Consider the following 22,268-nt stretch of genomic DNA (forward strand, 5'->3'; position numbering starts at 1 on the left):
AACGTTTTGGTTTTACTTCGGAGTTTGCTAATGCTTTTGCAGCCCCAGAATATCACTGATTCCGGATGCGTTATCGAGGGCGCTGGAGAATATCACATCACCCATTTTCCCCTGTCCGTCGAGGTGACCACCAATAATTATTACTTCATCTTTCAAATCAGGATCAGCACCTTCAATCATCCCAACAACATTACAAGCCTGTGCCTCCGGAAAATATTTTGTTTCGGCGCGGATAAACACTTTTTGTTCTGCCGGCAACGCAAACGAAGGTGTTTCCATATTCTTTAGCTGCGTACGTACCTGCTGATAATCTTTTCCGGCATCGGCCATCATTTGTGTAACAACTTTTGGATCGACATGTGCATAAATAAACCCTTCGAGATTTACCGTATTCGGATTGGCCACTTTACTGGCATAGATCATTCCGGCAGCACCATGTTTTACCGCATTTCTGAACTTATAGCGGTGATAAGCATAAGGTGTCCATTTTTCCAGTGTTTCATCGTTTTTGGTGTATGGCGTCCCACTTTCAAGGATAATGATTTTCCCTTTTACATCCACGTTTTTATAGTCATCGTAATCCAGTTCCGGGGCAGTAATTCCATGACCAACATACACCAGTTCGGCATGAACGGTGCCGCTTGCCGAGTTGGAGCCGGGTAAATAATCTTCAGGAAAATCGAGGTACGTTTTTTCATTTCCGTTGAAATAAACTACCGATCCCAGCGAGTTTACCGATGAATATTCGTTTGAAAAATACTGAAAATAACTGCCGTTGTTGGCAGGCTGAACACCCCACGCTTTAAATTTTGATGCACACCACTTGGCAGCTTCCAAATATTCCGGAGATCCCGACAAGCGCCCTGCATATTTATCAGCACTTAATTCGGTTGCAAACTCCATTAATTCGTTGCTCGAAATGGAATGTAAAGTAGTTAAATCCACTTCTTTCTGCGCACACAAAGTGCCTGTCAACAATACATTCAGTAGAACAATTAAAACCTGTTTCTTCATTTCTGATCACATTAAAAATGCTAAAATACAATTTTATGCTCTAATGACTGAAGACATTACAGCCGGAGGATTTATTTTATCTATGACTATTTAACTGGTGTGGCAACCAGGGTGCATATTGTATCCCGAACGGCGCAATTCCCTTATGCCTGATTCCCGAAAATTTAAACAATGAGGATAGGATTTTTTAATCCAATTCTTTAATCATGATGTTTTTAAACGCTATGCCCTGACCTTCTGCCTGCAGACCAATATATCCACTGGTAAGTGGAGTGCCATCAATTTTAAGTGCAGGGTCGTAACCATTGGCTACACCACCACCTATTTGTGGCTTGCTGTATTCCAGCACTTTTTTGCCATTTACCTTATGTATAATTAGAGAATCTCTATAAACGATGAGTTCTCCTTGCACCCACTCATCCCATTGATAGGTTTTAGAGGATGAGCTAATACAATGACGCGGATCTTTTTCGTTGTTAAAAATTACATCAGTACCGGGAGAGCACATATTTCCGGTTGGCCGAGGCTCGCCATCGCCTGCATCTGCCAGAATTTGATATTCAATGGAAATTGGCCAATCCTGCTCTTTTAATATGGTTTTAGGAGCCTGAGAATGGAACATAATTCCACTGTTTCTGTAGGTATAAGATTCAGCATCGGTAAGCCATTGGTCGGTAAATTTGTATTCAAATTTAAGGTGGTAGGAAGAGAATGGCTCCTCATAAAATAAGTGTCCATAACGATCATCAAATGTTGTATAGTCATCATAATTAACTTGTAAAGTACCATTATCGACCCTAAAAGTATTGGCGTAATTATCGCCTAATTTATGATGATGAAATTTAGCCACCCATCCCGTGAGGTCTTTACCATTAAATAAGCTACGCCATTCATTTTTGTTGCTTTTGGGTTTTTTGTGCGTGCAAGAAACAGATGCAATTATAAGAATAGCTACCAGGTAAGTTTTTAATGTATTCATTGTAAGTTGTATGTTAGAACATGTTTCCTTTTATTATTCAATCAAATTATAAACCAGAAATTAGCTGCCGGCAAATATAAACGTAGTGCGAGATTGCAAAGCCTATAGTTTTAATTTTGTCGATATGTTAAAATAGTTCATCATTTCAAATTTAGCAATATTGCCCGTTTTACGCTTATAAAATGTTAACGACTGGCTTTATTCAATTTCTTTCTAAGAATTCCATAACAGCCTTATGCACTGCCTCTGGGTTCTCGAAATATAGTCAGCTAGAGGAATTTTCGATAAGAACCAATTCACTATTTGGTAAGAGCTGCCAAAAAAAGTTGGAGAACGGTCTCTATAAAGCAATAAAACCGGAACATCCAACGCTTTGATTTTTTCCTCATTAAAAGACACAAAACTTTCCTTGATGTTTTCACCCCAAATCTTCAATCACAGTTTTCCTCAGCAGCCGTAAGTCCTGTTTCAACCTGATTTTCGATAGCAGATCATTGAGTTATACATGCAAGTCCCACCAACAAGAATAGAATGTAAAACCATTTTTCATTATCTGTTTCTTTAAAATACAGCGTTCAAGTTCTGATATTAGGTAATGAGCAGGTTCAAGTTGCTTGTTGTACGTTCGTACTTTTATTCATTTTAATTTTTGTGCTACTTATTTTTTTCGAAGTCTTTGGAGGCTTTCTATTTCAGCCAAACTGGTGTTGTGTCCGATTCGTGATTTTTGCCAATTATGTCCTTGTACAGTTCGGGTCGTCTTGCATTCTTATATCTCCAACCACCCGACAGTTTGATTTTGTCTTTTGTAATTTTTGAAATCGTAATATCATCATCAAATGATTTTACTTCGGATAAAACCTCTCCAAATGGGTCAATTATCATTGAATTGCCATTTTTAAGATGCTCTCCGTCATAACCAATCGGGTTTGTAAAAGCATAGTAAACTCCATTGTCGTATGCTCTGGCAGGCAACCAACGCATTAACCAACGTCTACCTTTCGGTCCGTCAAATTCCATTCTCAACGAAACGGGGTCATTTTCACGGTTCTGCCAATATTTGTCGTCGACATAATCTCGATGTGGCATTGCCGATGGTGTACAACCTGTAACGTGGGGTGCAAATATTAATTCTGCTCCCAAAAGGCTCGTTGCACGAACGTTTTCTATTACGTTATTGTCATAGCAAATCAAAATTCCACATTTCCAACCGAGTAAGTCGAATACGCAATACTCGTTTCCAGCAGACATATGTTTGTTTATAAAAGGATGAATTTTTCTATACTTCGCTACTAGTCCTTCTCTCGTAACACAGATATACGTATTGTAAATTTTTCCGTGTGATTTTTCAACTAATCCTGCCAAAATCGGAATATTCAATTCTTTGGAAATCGCAATCAATTCCTGCGTACTTTTTCCGTTTGGAACTTCCTCCGCTAAGTCCGTTATCTGTTGTAAATCCAAGTCCTTGGTAAAAGTGTAAGCAGTAATAGACATTTCGTGAAAGCTAATTAAATCCGCTCCATTCAATTTGGCTTTTCCCGCAAGTTTTCGGATTATCGATAAATTGTATGTTTTATCTCCGTCTTTCGGCTGAAATTGAGCTACTGATATGTTCATATTTTGATTCATTTAGTTTTGTTGGATTTATTGAATGGGGGCGTCTTTTTGCTTGCCCATAACGGCGGTCTGTCTAAAAAGTAAAATACAGCCGTTGAGATTTCAATATTTCATTCTTTTTAAAGCCAGCTATCCAAATATTTCTTTCACGGAAAGAGGTTTTTAGACAGTCTGACGGTAAATTGTATGAGTAGTGGCAGATTGCTTGGTACTTTCCTGTCAAACCGCTGCGCACTTTGAGCGGGCTATAAACCTTAAAACTTAGCACTTTCCCTGCCATTACTTATACAAAATGTTGTGCTTAGTTTTTTTAATTTTTTTTACTTTTATATTAATCACTGTCAAGTTTCTCGATGGTTATTTGCATCAAACAAAAGAGCAAATCTCTTTATCTATTTTTTATTCTGGTAAGTGTCCAAATTTATTTATTTCTTCCAACGAATCATCCCAACTTGCTTTGTTTGAGATAAAAATATGTGCATCAGGTCGTTTTTCTAGATTTGTATCTAAACATCCTGCTGGAACTACTAAAAGTTTACCATCCATTTGTAAATTAGGCAGAGCTGAACCACAATTTGTACAAAAAGCTTTCACATGATTACTCTTATGTGGTTGATATGTTTTAATTTCAGTTTCTGTTTTTATCCATTCTAGTTTAGCTGTTGTAGAAAATAAATTTGCAGCATGTGCAGACCCTGTATCTTTCCTACAATATCTGCAATGACATAAATAAAAACTCTCAAAGTCACCTATAACTTTAAATTTAATTCCTTTGCATAAACAAGAACCCAAGTATTCCATTTGATAAGTCCTTTCTTAAAATTATGATTTTAGTGAAATCCATTTTCTGTTATTTTCTATTTTTTTCTCACTTACACTACCCAATCTTTTCTTTAAGCAGTAAGGGTATCTCTGTTAAATTAAGCACAACGGCAGTCTGTCTAAAAATTAAAATTCAGCCGTTGAGATTTCAATATTTCATTCTTTTTAAAGCCAGCTATCCAAATAATTCTTTCACGGAAAGAGGTTTTTAGACAGTCTGACGGTTTGGCTATGTGGAGTGTGGGACTTTGAAATGCTTCACAGTAAGGCTGCCACTGAGCCAATTCGTTTATTCATGTTTTTTTTCTAGCCAAGTCGTCAAAGACGAATTGGCATTGTTGCTACGAAGAACTGCGGTTGAATTACCCACTGTACCCCACATTACATATAGCTTTTGTTAGCGGCTGGGCTTTATTATTTTCTTGATTCAATGGCCGTTTCAATCCAATCTTCAACGTTATTTTTTATATCATTATAAGTGTCTGAAGAACTTGGATTATAGCATTTGACTTTCGTGGATAGTTTCGTACCATCTTTAAAAGTAAACTGGTCAAATGGATTAACTCCTTTAGAACACTTTCCTGTTTTGGGGTCTTTTAGATTATGAATGTATATACCCAAAAGTCCTTTTCCATCTTCCCATGCTTTTTTTATCTCGTATTTAACCCAAGGTCTATTATGGGTATCTTCGCCAATTAAAACAATTACACAACTTTTGAACTTCATATTATCTTCAATCCAAGTCTCAATTGCTTTTTTCCCAGCTTTTTTAATTGTCTCCCAAGCATTTACTGTTACAGGTGTGTTTCCTTCTAATGCACCTATATTTCTAATCTGTTGTACTCTAAAAACATCATTGTCAAAATGAAAACTGTAAAAAACTTTGCGTTTAGCCATAACATTTATTTTTTTATAAGTTTTGAAATAAATTCTATAATAAGTTCAATTAGTTTTTCTGGAGCTAAATTCTCGTCTCCAAGAGCTTTATATAATTTGATATTGTCTTCAGAGCCAAAATAGGAAGAATAGTCTGCTAACATTTCTTCCCAAATTTGTTTAGCCATATATCCTGTTGCGCCAATTGGTAGAGCTATTGCTCCCTGTTCTATTGTAATCTCAAATTCACTTCTCACTCCATTTGCAAGTTTCAGTTGACCATCTTCTAATTTGTTTCCAAATAAGAAAATTGAAACACCTGCATAAGAAATCATGTCTTTCCGGTAATCCGTCCATTGTACTTTTCCCTTTTCTCCTTGTGGAAAAGGTCTTAACAATAGCTGGTTTTTTAAATTTTCTTTTTTATTTAAATATACCTCTTCCAAAACGCCATTAATAACAGAACTTCCTACACCCAGTCCAAAACCAGAAACTATTTTAAAATTATTTTTTATTAATTCTTGACTTAATTTTGATATAAATTCTTCAGCTTTAGCAGGAGTCATTGAACCGTATTCGTGAGCACTTCCTGAAATATATACTGTTTGCCGTTTAAATCTATTTTCGATTTCTTTTAATATGTCTGTAATTTCAGAATACTCTTTAACTAGTATGACATGAATATTAAATCTCAACAAGTCACTAATCATTAATTCTTGTTTTATCTTTCTATACTCAAAGTCATCTGACGATTCATCTTTTCTTTTGCTTACATCCCGAAAAAAACAATAATGTTTCCTTTGGTTGTTTTGATAGGTTACTCTTATACGACTTAAAATGTAATCCAAATTTGGGTCTGTAAAGCTAAAACCAATAAATAGAAACGTCTTTGAGACTAAGTCACCGCTTAATGTATTTATAAAAGCACCATGAGTATGATAATATTTCTCATATTGGTCTTTTGAAATTATTGCATCATCAGGATGCTCAACATCTCCGTGCATTTTATAAATAATAGCATCCCTCCCATGAATTGTATTTGCTAAATGCTTAGTTGTATACTTTACATCAATGATTTTTCCTTTATCCTGCAATGATTTCTCTATGAGTCTATCATAATTTGTTGTCCAAAATGTTTTAATTGGTAGTCGAGCTAGAATCTCATGATTTAGATTCGGATTTTTACCATGATGAAATTCATTAGCAATTTTTTGATTTAACTCGTGCCGATTATTTGCATTCTTATTCAAGTGATATTGGGCTAAAGAAATTAAATCATTCTCTTTCTCAATATCAAGGTGAAGTTCTTCCGCAAAGTCTTTTAATAGTCCTTTCCAGTCAACGTGACCAGAAGCTGCAGAAAGTCCAGCACCTGCAAAAATTGCAGCATTATTTTCTTTAATTTCTTTAAGGAAATCGTTTATGAAATGTTGAATTTTTCTTTTCATGTATTTATAGTTTTCTCAACCAATTCTCAATTGTTTCCCAAGTATTATCAGGATACCAAACATAATATCCTTCTCCTCCAGACTCTCTTGGATTTTTTTCAATTCGTGGATAAATCTGCAAGTATTCATTTCCGTCCCAACTACCACTATTATTTGCTAATGGTAGAATTGCAAACTTTTTTTTTGGCAATTTGAATGGGTCCGCAATACCAACTTCCCAATTACACCATTTAGAATTGACAGCATTATTGGTAGCAAGAAGAACAAATTTATCATTGACTGAAATAATTTGGTTTTTAATTTTATTTGCTGTAGTCCCATTTGTTCTTTCTGGCATAGTTTCATCTGCCCAATCAACATAAATGCTTATGCCTAAATTTTCAAAGAATATTTTCGCTTGTTCAACCACATCTTTGTCATAATGAGAGTGTGAAAGAAAAATACTTGTTGTAGCTGCAGATTTGGAATATGTTCTATTTTCATTTACATATCCAGTTAAGCCTCTATAGCCAGACTTACTTTCTGCAATCGACCGGAATTGTCCTCTTGTTAAAATTGCCATTATTTATTGTTTAAAGATTAGTTCATTGTCTCGTCAGCCTTGCCGCTAACTACTGTGCATCAACATTGTTGTTACATCGCTAATAGTAGCTAAAAAAGTGATGTTACACCCCCAAAACCGGGTGATAACAACACCTATTATGTTTATTGTAATTTTTTCTGCTGCTATTTCAGGGTGCGTATTCAACGGTTTCGGTTTTATTGTGGTTTAAAGTTAGCATTCCTGTTAAACAAAACAATATGGGATTAATAAATTTGAACCAAACCCCCTAACTAGCTGAATAAAAGCCTCCCCCAGGTGGCCGAAGTTGGTTTTAAACGCGTTTTTTTACGCCTGCAGGTGACAGAAGTTCGTTTCAAGTCTGTTTTTTTTCATCCTCAGGGCCTGGGGAAGCTTTCAAACGTATTTTTTTGCGCCCCCAGGTAATCGAAGTTGGTTTCAAACGTATTTTTTTGGGCCCCCACGAGGCAATTGTTGGTTTCAAACACGTTTTATCTCAGCACCACAGCATAGTTGTTGGCTTCAAATGGGTTTTGCACAGGCATCAACTACGTGTAATAGGGATCCGATACGTTTCGATGACGTAAATACAGATCGGATCCATTCTTTTTACAATAAAGCTTGACTCTTTCATTGGCAGCTGAAATCTTCGCGTTTTTGAGTCTTCGTGTTAAACCATCCTTATCCCCCACAGCCTCAATACCATATTTCTCGAATCTCACCAAAGCCCTGTGAGATAGGGATCCGATCCGTTTCGATGACGTAAATACAGATCAGTTCCATTCTTTTTATACAATAAAGCTTGACTCTTTCATTGGCAGCTGAAATCGTCGCGTCTTTGAGTCGTTGTGTTAAACCATCCTTATCCGCCAATCTCCACCTCAATACCAAATTTTTCGAATATCGCCAGTGCCCGGTTCTGTTCCTCTTCGGTGGGTTCTTCCATATTCAATTCCTCGTACTTCGATCCAAGTTTGTTGTATTTATTCGCCGCAATATTGTGGTAGAGCAATAGATTCACCACGGGCCTTTTACCGGGCAAACTGGCAATAAATTCAGCCATCTCGGCAACTGCGTTATGGTCGGCATTTACATTTCGGATAAAGGGAATACGGATATTAATGTTGGCACCACTTTCGGCCAGAACTTGCAGATTTGCCAGGATGAGTTTGTTGCTTACACCGGTCCATTTTTTATGTTTGGCCTCATCCATCAGTTTTAGGTCGAACAGAAAAAGCTCGGTTTTTTTAGCTACTTTCATCAAGGTATCGGGGTCGGCAAATCCGCAGGTGTCGACAGTTCGATGCAGTTTGTTTTTGCCACAGGCCTCCAATAGCTGCAGCAGAAAATCGGAGTGCATCAACGGCTCACCACCCGAAAAAGTAACGCCACCACCCGACTGATCGATGTGGATACGCTCGCGCTCGATGATCTGCATCAGTTCGTCAACCTCGTATGTCCGCCCCGACATTTCGATGGCTTTCGTGGGGCATACATCGGCACAAATACCACATAGGGTACAGGCCTGGTAGTCGGTAACAATTCCTTTTGGCGTAAGTGTAAGCGCATCTTCGGGGCACACTTTTATACATTCCTGCGCACCAATACATTTCGATTCGGTGTATAGTTTTTGTACACCCGGCGACTGACTTTCGGGATTATGGCACCATTTGCACGATAAAGGGCAGCCTTTCATAAAAAGGGTTATCCGAATGCCCGGTCCATCGTTAATGGCGTATCGTTTTATATCGAATAGAAGTGGTTGATTCATCTTTTTGTTAGCATTTCGTACTGAGCCATTTTCTGTCATTTCGACGAGTATGCGAGGAGAAATCTTTTACATTGAAAGAGATTTCTCAGTCGTTCCTCCTTCGAAATGACAGCTTATAGCACCTCATTCTGCGTACGGTCAATAACTTCCTGTTGCAGGTCGGCATTCATATCGTTAAAATAATCGCTGTATCCGGCCATACGCACCAGCAGGTCTTTGTAATCCTCAGGACAAGCCTGCGCTGCCAAAAGTGTTGCCGTGTCAACAATATTAAACTGAATGTGGTGACCTCCCAGCGAGAAGTAACTGCGGATCAAGTGCCCCAGTTTTTCCACGTCTTTGTCGCGTTTCAGCAAACTCGGCACAAAACGCAGGTTCAGCAATGTTCCTCCCGATTTTGACTGGTCGAGTTTCCCCAGCGAGCGAATCACATTTGTTGGTCCGTGTGTATCGCAACCATGCGATGGCGAGGTACCGTCGGAAATCGATTTACCCGCAAAACGTCCGTTTGGTGTGGCTCCCAGCACCAGTCCAAAATACACGTGGCAGGTGGTTGAAAGCATATTTAAATGAAAAACTTCGCCTTTGGTATTTGGTTTCCCTTCAATGGCATCCAGCAGATCGTTGTATACCTGCACGGCAATGGTATCGGCATATTCATCGTCGTTGCCAAAAAACGGTGTACGGTTCAGAATCCGCTGACGCAACACTTCTTCACCCTCAAAATTTTTGGCCACAGCACCAAGAATGGTTTCCATCGGGAAAGTCTTGTCCTCAAAAACATGCTTTTTCAATACCGAAAGACTATCGGTTACCGTTGCCAAACCGGTGCACTGAATATAGTTGGTGTTGTAGCGCGGACCACCATTGTAGTAGTCCTTTCCTTTCGAAATACAATCTTCGATTACCACTGAAAGGAATGGTGCCGGAGCATATTTGGCAAACATCTGATCGATGTAGTTGCTTACGCGTATTTTCTGGTCGACCACAAAATTCAGTTGCTTTAGGAACGCTTCGTACAACTCATCGAAACTTTTAAAGCTGAGTGGATCGCCTGTTTCAATACCGGCCACTTTCCCGGTTAACGGATCGATACCGTTATTCAGCGTAATTTCCAGAACTTTCGGAACATTCAGATAACCGGTCAGCAAATAGGCTTCCTTACCAAACGCTCCCACTTCGATACAGCCACTGCAGCCGCCTTCGCGGGCATCCTGCAGGGTTTTTCCCTGGTTCACCATTTCCTGAATATACATATCGGGGTTAAACACCGAAGGGTAACCATGTCCCTGGCGGATGAGTTTACCGGCGGCCTGTAAAAAGGCATCGGGAGTAACTTTGGCAATGTGCACCGAGTTACCAGGCTGCAAAATGTGCAGCTCTTCAATAACTTCCAGCATCATATACGACACTTCGCTAACGCCGTTGGTTCCGTCAGGTTTTACACCACCAATATTGATGTTGGTAAAATCGTTGAAGGTACCACTTTCGCGCGCTGTAATTCCTACTTTTGGTGGCGCGGGGTGGTTGTTTACTTTTATCCAGAAACAGCTGATCAGTTCCTTTGCCTCATCGCGGGTCAAAGTTCCTTCGGCCAGTTCTTTCTCGAAGAACGGAGTAAGGTGCTGATCGAAATGCCCGGGATTCATGGCATCCCAGCCGTTTAATTCGGTAACGGTTCCGAGGTGCACAAACCAGTACATTTGTATGGCTTCCCACACATTTCGTGGCGCGTTGGCAGGTACCCAACGACACACTTCAGCAATACGCTCCAGCTCGGCAACACGTTTCGGATCGTTTTCGGTTTGTGCCATCTCTTCAGCCAGATCGGCATGGCGCTCAGCAAAAACAATGGCTGCATCGCACGATACATCCATGGCTTTTAATTCCTCCAGCTTTTCGGTGGCTTCCGGGTCATTTAAAAAGTCGAGCCGATTGATATGATCGTTGATCTCCTTTTTATAATCGAGCATCCCCTTTTTGTAGATCGCCCCGTCGAGCGCGGTATGACCGGGAGCGCGTTGCTCCATAAACTCGGTAAACACTCCGGCTTCGTAGGCACGTTTCCATTCGTTTGGCACGTGACTAAAAATACGCTCGCGCATGGTGCGGCCTTCCCAATATGGAATTACTTCGCGTTCGTAAGTATCAATATCTTTCTGCGAAATAGTGTACTGTTGCTGATCGCGCGTGTTCAACACATGAAAATCCTCTACACTATGGCAGGTAAGCTCCGGAAAGGTAGGAACCGATTTTGGAACCGGACCACGTTCGGCAACAATCAACTCATCGTCGCCAATATAGATGGTTTTTTGCTTACAAATTTCAAGAAAGTTGAGGGCACGCATCATTGGTTCCGAATACTTGCCGTAGTTTTCCTTATAAAACTTTGTGGTGATCAGGGCGCGCTCAATCGACAGCGACTCCTGTGTTTCAAAACTTAGTTTTCGCAAACGCTGAATGCGTTCGTTCATGCCGGGACCAATAGCATCAGGGTGCGGCGTGTAAAAATTACCTTCCGCGCCAGCCGGACGCTCGGGTGTCTTTATGGTTGGTTCATCTGCAAAAGACATGACTTCAAAAAATTAAATGATACAATAAATAAAGAAACAGGGTTAACCGGTCAGGGAGATTCTAGGCATACAAGATCCAGCACTCGAACAAGCACCGGTAGCTTACCAGAAGATTTGATATTTTCAATTTCGATATCACTCGACAAATGTAATTTAATGCTGTAAATTTAGTCAAAAGTTAATTACAATATCACGATAATACACAATAGAGCAAACAATTTCTACAAAAAGTCACCAGATAGAAAATAGAATTAAAAATCATTGTTGTCCGGTAAAAAGGAATTACAAACAAACAGATTGCTTCATAACTGCATTGTCAGCGAATTAGATTTGCAGGAATTCGATCGTTTACATTAATGACGAAGGAATTGACGCCGAAGCATCGCTCCTATTCACCTGTAATCCTCCCGGCTCTTATTCTGCAAATATTTCTTTAAAATCATCTTTCATACTCACCACATGCCATCCTTTTTCGGCGGCATCAGCAATTGCCATTTCGCTTCCGTGCATGTAATCGAATTCGCGAGCTTCATCGTTGTGGTGCACCAATATCGCCATTGATGGTTTATCACCTGACAGCGTGTACTCCATCATTTGGTAATCGCCATCGCTATTGCCCGCAGCAAAAATGGGTTTCCGGCCAATGTGCAATTCAATATTGGTTGGTTTTACTGCTTTATTGTTGTTTGAATTCATTTCGGCTGTTCGTACCAGATACGCTCCATTTTCATCTGAAACATATTCCAGTAATACGCTAGTTCCCACAACATTTTCTTTAGGTATATCGTAAATCTCCTCGGAAATGGTACGCACCGAAGTGATTTCGCCACCGGTTACTATATATACCGAAAAGTTGTTATTCTGAAGGTAATGAACCAACTGTACCATTGGCGAGTAGGTCATTTCTTTTAACGGACGGTTGAACTTTCGATGTTTTACCTGCGACAAAGTCTTATAAACAAAATCTTTATAATCTTCTTCTTTCATACCTTGTTGAGCATCAAATATTTTGTTAATAATTTCTTCGGTACTGTAATCCTCCAAAACCGAAAGGTTGTCGCCAGCCAACCCGCTGAAGAATTTATTCTGTTCCCATTCAGGCCGTTTCGGATATTCGCGTTTTACGTAGGCTAACTCCAGTTCAACAGGAATGCAAACCGGTTTCTCGCACCAAAGTGTACCATCGTTATCAAAAACAGCAATTCGGTCTGTAACAGCCACGAAATCGGCCGAAGTTGTATCCGTAACATTCGAAACAAATTCGGTTATTGCCGTTTTTACAGCGCCATCATTCCACAGCGGTAATACCTCTGTTTTTGATGATTCCTTCGTTGTAATAGTACACTGTGTTAAAAGCAATGCCAGAAGAAGAAACAAATTTCGGTGCATCATTTTAGTTTATTTAAATATTTAACATCTAATTATCGATTTTTTTAAGGCTTCTATGTTCTGCAAATTAGAAGAACTTTAGACTCAAAAGTTCGGAATATTTCCGCAAACACACGAATATATTTTTTGCTTTTTCGCTAAAAAAAATCGTATTCTCATATTGCAGCTATTAGTTTCTCAACAGAGACTTGGAGATCATTTCATTGAATTCGTCAGGCTAAAGAAGTTGAAAATGTTAAATAAAAACGTCTCGGAGCAAAACAAAATCACCATTAAACTACTTATAAATAAAGCACATATCAATTAATAAAAGATTATGGCAAAAAAAGTAAATGCTCCTCACGAAGGGGAAGCTCACCTGGTAAGCAACAAAAAATATTTTGATGTAGATGGTCCTGTTTTTTGGCCGGCAGCAATACTTATCGTACTCTTCATCGCGATTACATTAATTGTTGGGCAACCCATGAACAAAGTTTTCGCCACCATTCAAACCTCAATTTCAAATTATGGCGGATGGTTTTTTGTGGTGTCTGTAAATATATTCCTCTTTTTTGTTGTGTTTATAGCCTTTAGCAAGTTTGGCAAAATTAGGTTGGGAGGCAGTAAAGCCAAACCAGAATTCTCGAAAACGGCGTGGTTTGCCATGCTCTTTAGTGCAGGTATGGGAATTGGTATTTTATTTTGGAGTGTGGGAGAACCCATCAACCACTTTATCCATCCACCGGGAGGCGAACCACGAACTATTGAAGCCGCCCGAATATCGATGGAAATAACCTTTTTACACTGGGGCCTGCATGCCTGGGGAATATACGCGTTGGTAGGAATGGCGCTGGCATTTTTTACTTTCAACAAGAAACTGCCGCTTACCATTAGTTCTATTTTTTATCCGCTGTTAGGTAAAAAAATCTATGGCCCCTGGGGAAAAGCAATTAATGTACTGGCTGTTGTTGCTACACTTTTTGGCTTGGCAACATCGCTGGGTATGGGAGTACAACAGGTTAGCGCCGGTTTGGCTCACCTTTTTAACATGCCCGACACCATTACCTCACAAGTTATACTGATTACCCTTATTACGCTTGCCGCAACAGGGTCGGTAGTAGCCGGACTAAGCGGTGGTGTAAAACGATTAAGTGAATTAAATATGTTTATTGGGGCAGTCTTTTTGCTTTTTATGATCGTTGTAGGACCGACATTATTCATATTCGATTCGTTTATCCAGAATATTGGAGGATATGTTCAGAACTTTTTTGAATTGTCGACATGGACAGAAACCTACCAGCAATCGGACTGGCAAAACGACTGGACCGTTTTCTACTGGGCCTGGTGGATTAGCTGGTCGCCATTTGTTGGTATGTTTATCGCCCGTATTTCAAGGGGACGAACATTAAAAGAATTTGTTTTGGGGGTATTAATTGTACCAACACTCCTTACTTTTTTATGGTTATCAACATTTGGTGGAAGCGCCATGTTTCTCGAACTCAATTCGATGGCCGATGTCGCAGGAGCAGTAACCGAAAATATTGCCACCTCGCTTTATGTGTTGTTGGAACAATTTCCAATTTCAGTCGTAACTTCTACGGTTGGAGTGATTTTGGTAACCAGCTTTTTTATTACCTCATCCGACTCGGGTTCGTTGGTGGTAGACTCATTAACAGCTGGCGGGAAATTAGATGCACCGGTTCCTCAACGTATTTTTTGGGCTTTAACCGAGGGTGCCGTTGCAGCAGTGCTATTAGTTGGCGGTGGACTGGGAGCTTTGCAAACAGCTGCAATTTCAACCGGTTTACCATTTGCCATTCTTCTACTTTTTTTGGTTTGGAGCCTTTTAAAAGGATTGCGCGAAGAACACCGCGATTTAATGGAAGTGAAACGCGAGAAAGAACATAAAGAATACCTGGATACCATTACCAGAATGTTGCAAAAACGCGGAAAAACGCAAGCCACTACAGAACCCCAAGGAAATAAAAACAATTCATAACTCTTTAAAAAGTATAAAAATGTATCAATTAAATCATATTCTGGTGTGCCTCGACCTAAGCGAGATGGATGATTCCCTTATTCGTTATGCCGATTTTCTGATTAATAAAATAAAACCGGAAAGTATTACTTTTCTACATGTTATGAAATCTTACGATATTCCCAAAGAATTAATGGATGCTTTTCCGGAATTGGACGAACCTGTTCCTGAAATTATTCGGGAAGAGTTACAGGAAAAAATTAACGAGCAATGCAGCTCGTGTGCCGATGTTAAAATTAAGGTGGTAGTGAAGGACAGTTACCCTATGGAAACCATTGTTAAGTACACTCAGGAAAACCACATTACACTTACTTTAATGGGTAAAAAAATGGGATACGAAGGAAACGGAAGTATTGCCCGAAAAGTTATTGGTATTATTCCTTCTTCGGTATTGTTGGTTAGCGAATCTGTATATGAGCGCATTGATAACCTGTTGGTACGAATGGATTTCTCAAAAGCCAGCGAAATGGCCTTGCAAATGGCTTTTCGGATAAAAGAGTTAACAGGAGCAAATGTGGCTTGTCACCATACCCACAAATTGCCTGTAGGGTATTTTCCGCAGATAGATCCTGATCAGGATGAAAAACTACAGAAATATGTGGAGAAAGTAAGCATTAAAGAGTTTAATAAATTCAACAAACATTACAAACACAATACCGATGAGGTTTCATTTTCGTACACTGTTGATGCCGAAAATGAAGAAGATCAGATTTTGTACAGAAAGGCGCTCAACACTGGTGCAGACATGATTATAATTGGCTCTTCCATGAAATCAGGACTGGCAGATATCCTTATTGATTCTACATCTGAAAAGTTGGCAGAATCCGATAAAAATATACCGGTTCTTATTGTGAATGACAGAAGCAAAGCAATCGTATTTCTAAAAAGATTATTCCAATAAACTATAAAGAAAATGATACAATATTTTTCAAAAACTAAAGTAACAGTACTGATCATCTTGCTCGCGTTTTTTTCGTCGTGTAATACGGGCACTGAAACGGAAGATGAGCGTTCGTTAAAGATTGTTTATACCGATTGGTCGGAAAGTGTTGCCATCACCTATTTATCGTATGTTTTGCTCGAAGAACACATGGATTACAAGGTTATTTTGAAGCTAACAGATGTTGAAACAGCTTACCGTGAAGTGGCCAACAACGAGGCTGATATTTTTACTGATGCGTGGTTGCCCGAAACGCACAAACAATATTTTGATGAACACCAAGATAAGCTGGAAATGCTCGGCATTACTTATCCCGAAGCACGTACAGGGCTTGTTGTTCCGGCTTACAGCGAACTGAAATCAGTAGCAGATCTGGAAAACTATCCTCACCCGATTGTTGGAATTGATCCTGGTGCAGGAGTGATGCAAAAAGCGCAGGCTGCCATCGATAAATATTCCCCGGGAAATACGTTACTGGCACTTTCAGAAGAAGAAATGGTTGAACAGCTGGGCGATTCCATTAAACGACGCTTAGATATTGTGGTAACCGGTTGGGAACCGCATTGGATATTTGCACGCTACGATGTTCGTTTTTTAGATGATCCGGATAATATTTTTGGTCAGAAAGAAAACATTTACACCATTGCCAGGACAGGCCTCGAAGAAGAACATCCGAATGCCGTTCGTTTTTTCGAGCGTATGCAACTTACTGAAATGCAATTAAACAACCTTGTTTATGAAATAAGGGTGAGCAAAGATCCTGTAGAAGGCGTGAATAAATGGATGGAGCAAAATGAATATGTTGTCAATCAGTGGATGAAAAACCTGACAAAAGAGCGCTTAAAAATCATGTAAAATTTTTCGGCCCCCGACTTACTTGTCATCTTTTACACACCTGAAACCGGTGTGATTCATCCCGGTGTTAATTTCACCGGGCATTCGGGCAGCTACCCGATAACTTGAGCAATAACTATCGTTGCAAAGAAATGATCCTCCGCGAATGGTTTTTCGTTTGTCGTATGGATTTCGTGCATCGTTACTTTTTGCAGGTCCTTTCGGGTCAACTGTAACTTTATCGCTTGGTAAACTTGTGTAATAATTCATATCGTACCAATCGGCCGTCCATTCCCAAACATTACCGGCCATATCGTAAAGTTTATAAGGATTTGGCATGTACGATTTAACAGGAGCGGTGCTATAAAAACCATCTTTTTGAGTGTTTAGGTTCGGGAAATTACCATTCCACGAATTGGCTTTGGGTGTACCAGCTTCAATGTGATCGTTTCCCCACGGATAAATATTATTTTCCAGTCCGCCGCGTGCTGCGTATTCCCATTCGGCTTCAGTAGGCAAACGTTTTCCAGCCCATTTGCAGTAAGCCACGGCATCGTTCCAGCAAATATGCACTACCGGATAATTTTCACGACCTTCAGTCGAGCTCTCGGGTCCTTCGGGGTGTTGCCAGTTGGCACCAACCACCCACGACCACCACTGCGAATAATCATTCAGCGGAACAGTTTGCGAAGGTGGGTTAAAAACCATTGATCCGGCTTTTAGCATTTCTTCCGAAGGTTTTGGAGTACCCGGCAGAACCTGCATTTTCATCATTTCCCAATCTATATCTTTTTCAGCCTCGGTAATATAGCCGGTTTCATCCACAAATTCTTTGAATTGTGCATTGGTAACTTCATGTTCATCCATCCAAAAACTGTTTACTTTAACCGGGTGTTTTGGATATTCGTCGGGCCGCGCCTGGTTGTTATCAGCACCCATTTCAAAAGTACCGCCTTCAATAAAAATCATTCCCGCTGTTCCGGTAGCTTGCGGAACTATTTCTGACGAATCGGATTGTACTAAAAACCGCGATTTGGAATTTATATTACAACAGGAGAGCTCCTCCGCATTGGCAACGACTTTTGTTTTTGATTCTTTTTTGGTTTTACAACTCAGAAAAACAACAAGAAATAAACATAACAAGGGAAATCGATACATATTGTCAGGTTAAATTTCTATGTATAACCTGATATCTAAAAAAAGGTTTAGAGAACCTTTATTCATGGTAAAGGCCGGTTATCACCGGCCTTTTATGAATGTGTTGCTCTTAATGTTTGCTAAAATCTATATACAGCACACTAAGTTTAACTTTTGCAAGGTACAACAAATTAGTATAATCAGGAATGAAAAACCGCATTATTTTCACCCTAAACCACTACAAGTCATGGTTTTAATAATAACTATCTTATTAAAAAGAAAAAGAAAAAATCACAATCGATGGAGAAATTCAGGGGTATTTTAAACGAAGAAAGGGCAGTTCAACAACTGCCCTTTTACTAATGTTAACCCCCAAACACACGTCGTGCTGAACGCACGACTATACAAATGAACGAAAAAGAATTTAGTTATCAAAACATCGAGAATTATTTTTCAGTTTTTTTAGACTTTTTCACCGTTTTTATGCTTCGTTATTTTTTTTGCAGGTGTTTAAGGTCTTATCTATTAAAATATATTGGTTGTAAGCCGGCTTTTTATATCCTTCAGAAAAATTGTAGTTTTGATAGATATTCGAATAATTAAAACCAATCAAATGAATACAGTTATTTCTGAAATAAAAGACTTTGGTAAAGATTTCCCGGCCGACTACACTATTCCCAAACGAAAATTAGGGAAAACCAACGAAGAACTTTCCATAATAGGATTTGGAGGCATAATGTTAAACGACAATCCACAGAAATTTGCCAACGAGTTGGTTGCTAAAGCTTTTGACTTGGGAGTAAATTATTTCGATGTTGCACCAAAATACGGAAATGCCGAAGATCGTTTGGGCCCGGCACTAAAACCTTACCGAAAAAATGTTTTTCTTGCCTGCAAAACCCGGCAACGTGATGCCACCGGAGCTCAAAAGGATTTGGAAAGTTCGTTGCGAAAACTACAAACAGATCACTTCGATTTATACCAGTTGCATGAATTAGCTACTGATGAAGATATCCAAACAGTTTTTGGAAAAAACGGAGCGCTGGAAACACTGGTAAAAGCAAAAAAGGATGGAAAAATAAAACATATTGGTTTTTCGGCACATTCGGTTAAGGCAGCTTTATTTGCGCTCAAAAACTTCGATTTCGACTCCATACTTTTCCCCATTAATTTCGCTTGTTGGAATGCGGGCGATTTTGGGCCACAGGTTTATGCCGAAGCAGAAAAACAGGGCATTGGGATTCTGGCTTTAAAAGCCATGGCACTTACCACATTCCGGGAGAAGGAAGACCTGATCTTTAAAAATTGCTGGTACAAACCCATCGACGATGAACGTATTATGAAACTTGCGCTTCGCTATACCTTGTCGAAAGGAGTAACCGCAGCAATTCCACCGGGAGAATACACGCTGTTTTTGAAAGCTTTGGAATTTATGCAGGATTTTAACCCGATTGAGGAAGAAGAGACAAAAGAACTGCTGGCTCTGGCACGAACCACCAAGCCGGTATTTATGCATGGTTGATAAAAACAAAAGGCCGCTGAGTTTCAGCGACCTTTGGAGCCCCTCAGGTATTTACTCAGCCACTTTCACACACAACATCCGGCTTTGATCGCGGATTAGCAACTTTCCATCTGCCAATGCCAGCGGTGCCCAGTTTTGGGTGCCAAATCTGGATGCCATCCCTTCGGCTGCTTGTTCTGTAAGCAGTTCGGACGAAGCCAGCGGTTTGAATCCTGCCGGATCAGGTTCGATTAGATAGAGTTTCTTCGCTCCATCACTTGCCAATAGCAGGCCATCGGCATAAATCATACTTCCTTTATTGAAATCGGGATCACGTTTCGTCTTCCACATTATTTCACCATCCATGTTCATACAGGTGAGTCCGTCGCGGCGGTTGTTTGTTCCGTACTGAGCATAGAAATACCCGTCGATTAGAAGTGGAGGTTTGGTTTGGTCGCCAAATTCAACAGTGGTAAAAAGTTCTTTTGTTGTAAATGTGCCATCACTGTTTTTTTCTACCTGTATCATTGTAGCACCACGCTCATATCCACCCGTTGCCAGAATTTTGTTATTGCCTGCATCAACAGCACTCGGCACTGTAATATGGCATTCCCATCCTTCAAATTCCCATAAAATCTCACCGTTCGCAGGATCAATTCCTACAATGCTTCCCATGGTTTGTGGTGCATCGCGGCGCCCTATTGGATTAGTGGATGAGATAACCATAACAATTTGGTCTTCACCATGTATTTTTATAACTGTCGGGCTTACATAATTCTCATTCCCCAGGTTAGGCGTTTTCCAAACCAGCTCACCCGTATTCTTGTTGTAAGCAACAACTCCAGCTTCAGGAGCCTGCGATGCCAACACCAGTAAATCGCCATAAATCATCGGATTTTGAGAAATCGCCCAGATCGGAAAATTTCCGCGAGCTGCAAAACCGCCCGCTCCTCCGTCCGTTTCATCTGAAGGCGGATTTCCAACATCTCCTCCAAAATCTGTCCATATATTTACATTCCACAAAGGCTTATGGCTTTCTAAATCAATGCAGTATAAATCACCATATGGCCCGCAAGAATATACATGTTTATCATCAACAACCGGAACACTTCGGGAGCCGGGGAACATTACCGAACCCGCAGCAGCGTATTCAAATTTCCAGAGTTCTTCACCTGAATCCAGATCAAAACAACACATTTTGTCGCCTTCTTCATCGTTACGATCAAGAATATACACTTTGCCGTCTTTAACAACTGGGCCGCCATAACCGATGCCCAAAGGAACGGTCCAGAGCACTTCCGGGCCGGACTCAGGCCACTCACGAAGCAGATTTTTTTGAGGTGAGGTACTGTTTCTTTCAGGACCAAGAAATTGTGGCCAATCCTGTGAAAAAACGTTAGTTGAAAGCAACATCAGCAGAACTGCCGATAAAAAGATAATTTGCTTCTTCATTTTGGTCATTTTTAGTTGATATTGGTTGTATTAAATGTAATAGTTCTATTTGTTTACCGCTTGTTCGTATTCTTCATCGCTTACTGGTTCTATCCACACAGCGCCTCCTTCATCACTGTTCAGGCTGATGGCAATGTGTGCAAATTCACTATCATCGGCTGCACCATGCCAGTGAACTACATTTCGTGGTATTTCAACAACATCGCCTTTTTGCAATGCTCGTGCAGGCTGTCCTTTTGCCTGGTAAAATCCCTTTCCTTCGGTGATAAAAAGAACCTGACCTCCCGGATGCGAGTGCCAGTTGGTTCGGGCTTTGGCCTCAAAAGTTACATTGCCAAAGCGGGCATACAAAGTGCTGTCCTGGGCTCCCATCATTTGCAGCCACACCGTGCCTGTAAAATTAGGGCTGTCTAATAATTTTCCCTTCGGAAATACAGATTCAACTTGTTTGCTTGTTTCGCTGGTATTTTCCTGCGTATTGCATGCTGCAATTACAATTACAAAAAACAGCAGACTAATTTTTATTCTTCTCTTCATTACTAATTTTTTAATGTTACTCCCTGTTGTCAAGCACTTCGTTTAAAACAGCCAGAGCTGCTTTAGCTTCTTTCTTTCCAACAGTTGATTTTATGATCCCGACAAATTCGTTTAACTGCTCAGGAGAATAGCCAACATTCAGGCAAATTGCTAAATGACTGCGAAGCATAGGTTCGGCTTTGCCAATTGCACATATCACCGAAACTGTTACCAACTCGCGTTCTGCGTAGCTTAGAACATCGCGGTCGAAAATATCGGAGAACAGGTGCTCTTTTAGAAATATTTCAATTACCGGAGCAAAAGCGGCATAAGCTCTTTGTGGTCCATCTAATGTTCGCCCGATAAGTTCTTCCAGATTCGCTTTGCCACGATCATATTTGCTTCGTTCATCATTAATTGCTGAAGCATCAGAACCCGTTTCATCAGTAATTCCTTTTGCTTTGCGTTCATCCAGTACTTCCATAAAAGTTTGCAAGCCACGTATGCTTCGCGGAAATCCACAGTAGGCATAAAGGTGTACCATTATTTCTTTTATTTCATTAATGGTCAGGCCTGCTTCTAAACCGGCGTTCAGTGCCGGTTTTAATTGCTCCAGCTCGCCTTTGGCAGTAAGTGCTGCAATGGGGACAATACTTTGTTGTTTTTCGCTTAAAGTCGTATTCGTTTCCATCGTATTCTGAGCCGAAAGGGTACCATAAAAACAACAAATTACAGCGATTAAAATTAGTGCCAGCTTTCCTATTTCTTTCATCCGTTTAAAATTTTCAAGTTTCCAATAAATTACTTTAAAATTTGA

18 protein-coding genes are annotated in these 22,268 nt (G+C 40.0%); 4 read left to right on the top strand and 14 right to left on the bottom strand.

Translation table 11 applies throughout. The features are described 5' to 3' along the window. Positions 1–27: 27 nt before the first annotated feature. The 10 genes from G0Q07_RS20955 to G0Q07_RS01070 form a co-directional block, all read right to left on the bottom strand. Entirely contained in the window at positions 28–1,014 is a 987-nt protein-coding gene (locus G0Q07_RS20955) for a PA domain-containing protein (protein WP_163344331.1), read from the bottom strand. A 187-nt stretch (positions 1,015–1,201) separates the two neighbouring features. After that, entirely contained in the window at positions 1,202–1,993 is a 792-nt protein-coding gene (locus G0Q07_RS01030) for a 3-keto-disaccharide hydrolase (protein ID WP_163344332.1), read from the bottom strand. A 687-nt stretch (positions 1,994–2,680) separates the two neighbouring features. Then, on the bottom strand, positions 2,681–3,613 hold the full coding sequence (locus tag G0Q07_RS01035) for a nitrilase family protein (protein ID WP_163344333.1): 933 nt from the start codon (positions 3,611–3,613) through the stop codon (positions 2,681–2,683). Positions 3,614–4,012: 399 nt separating this feature from the next. Continuing rightward, positions 4,013–4,414 (bottom strand): GFA family protein, encoded by a 402-nt coding sequence (locus G0Q07_RS01040; protein WP_163344334.1) that lies wholly within the window; start codon positions 4,412–4,414, stop codon positions 4,013–4,015. Positions 4,415–4,849: 435 nt separating this feature from the next. Then, positions 4,850–5,332 carry a TIR domain-containing protein gene (locus G0Q07_RS01045; RefSeq protein WP_163344335.1) on the bottom strand — a complete coding sequence of 161 codons (483 nt, stop codon included), beginning with the start codon at positions 5,330–5,332 and terminating at the stop codon, positions 4,850–4,852. A gap of 5 nt (positions 5,333–5,337) precedes the next feature. Next, a complete protein-coding gene (locus tag G0Q07_RS01050; RefSeq protein WP_163344336.1) occupies positions 5,338–6,759 on the bottom strand; it encodes an SIR2 family protein in 1,422 nt (473 codons plus the stop codon). A gap of 4 nt (positions 6,760–6,763) precedes the next feature. Beyond that, on the bottom strand, positions 6,764–7,321 hold the full coding sequence (locus tag G0Q07_RS01055) for a toll/interleukin-1 receptor domain-containing protein (protein ID WP_203532641.1): 558 nt from the start codon (positions 7,319–7,321) through the stop codon (positions 6,764–6,766). Between the two features lie 862 nt (positions 7,322–8,183). Then, positions 8,184–9,092: a glycyl-radical enzyme activating protein gene (locus tag G0Q07_RS01060; protein ID WP_163344337.1), complete on the bottom strand. Its 909-nt coding sequence runs from the start codon at positions 9,090–9,092 to the stop codon at positions 8,184–8,186. A 113-nt stretch (positions 9,093–9,205) separates the two neighbouring features. Continuing rightward, complete coding sequence (gene hypD, locus G0Q07_RS01065; RefSeq protein WP_203532642.1) at positions 9,206–11,665, bottom strand: trans-4-hydroxy-L-proline dehydratase; 2,460 nt, start codon at positions 11,663–11,665, stop codon at positions 9,206–9,208. A gap of 414 nt (positions 11,666–12,079) precedes the next feature. Then, complete coding sequence (locus G0Q07_RS01070) at positions 12,080–13,057, bottom strand: HAD family hydrolase (protein WP_163344338.1); 978 nt, start codon at positions 13,055–13,057, stop codon at positions 12,080–12,082. A 313-nt stretch (positions 13,058–13,370) separates the two neighbouring features. Here G0Q07_RS01070 and G0Q07_RS01075 point away from each other — a divergent pair, with 313 nt between their 5' ends. The 3 genes from G0Q07_RS01075 to G0Q07_RS01085 are packed head-to-tail and all read left to right on the top strand — an operon-like array spanning position 13,371 to position 16,866. Further along, positions 13,371–15,032 (top strand): BCCT family transporter, encoded by a 1,662-nt coding sequence (locus G0Q07_RS01075; protein WP_163344339.1) that lies wholly within the window; start codon positions 13,371–13,373, stop codon positions 15,030–15,032. A 19-nt stretch (positions 15,033–15,051) separates the two neighbouring features. After that, complete coding sequence (locus G0Q07_RS01080) at positions 15,052–15,972, top strand: universal stress protein (RefSeq protein WP_163344340.1); 921 nt, start codon at positions 15,052–15,054, stop codon at positions 15,970–15,972. Between the two features lie 12 nt (positions 15,973–15,984). Then, positions 15,985–16,866: a glycine betaine ABC transporter substrate-binding protein gene (locus G0Q07_RS01085; protein WP_163344341.1), complete on the top strand. Its 882-nt coding sequence runs from the start codon at positions 15,985–15,987 to the stop codon at positions 16,864–16,866. An 18-nt stretch (positions 16,867–16,884) separates the two neighbouring features. Here the strand turns inward: G0Q07_RS01085 and G0Q07_RS01090 are convergent, their stop codons facing one another. Next, positions 16,885–18,003 carry a formylglycine-generating enzyme family protein gene (locus G0Q07_RS01090; protein ID WP_163344342.1) on the bottom strand — a complete coding sequence of 373 codons (1,119 nt, stop codon included), beginning with the start codon at positions 18,001–18,003 and terminating at the stop codon, positions 16,885–16,887. Positions 18,004–18,595: 592 nt separating this feature from the next. Between G0Q07_RS01090 and G0Q07_RS01095 the strand changes: the two genes are divergently transcribed. Beyond that, positions 18,596–19,504, top strand: coding sequence for an aldo/keto reductase (locus G0Q07_RS01095; RefSeq protein WP_203532643.1), 909 nt, complete (start codon positions 18,596–18,598; stop codon positions 19,502–19,504). Positions 19,505–19,555: 51 nt separating this feature from the next. On the opposite strand, the gene G0Q07_RS01100 is transcribed toward G0Q07_RS01095, so the two are convergent. From G0Q07_RS01100 to G0Q07_RS01110, 3 genes are read right to left on the bottom strand one after another with little or no spacing between them, the layout of a single operon-like run. Continuing rightward, positions 19,556–20,935: an outer membrane protein assembly factor BamB family protein gene (locus tag G0Q07_RS01100; RefSeq protein ID WP_163344343.1), complete on the bottom strand. Its 1,380-nt coding sequence runs from the start codon at positions 20,933–20,935 to the stop codon at positions 19,556–19,558. 45 nt (positions 20,936–20,980) lie between these two features. Continuing rightward, positions 20,981–21,472, bottom strand: a complete 492-nt coding sequence (locus tag G0Q07_RS01105) for a cupin domain-containing protein (RefSeq protein WP_163344344.1) — start codon at positions 21,470–21,472, stop codon at positions 20,981–20,983. Positions 21,473–21,488: 16 nt separating this feature from the next. Continuing rightward, positions 21,489–22,223, bottom strand: coding sequence for a carboxymuconolactone decarboxylase family protein (locus G0Q07_RS01110; RefSeq protein ID WP_163344345.1), 735 nt, complete (start codon positions 22,221–22,223; stop codon positions 21,489–21,491). Positions 22,224–22,268 lie beyond the last annotated feature (45 nt).

The organism is Draconibacterium halophilum, from assembly GCF_010448835.1.
GTDB lineage: Bacteria > Bacteroidota > Bacteroidia > Bacteroidales > Prolixibacteraceae > Draconibacterium > Draconibacterium halophilum.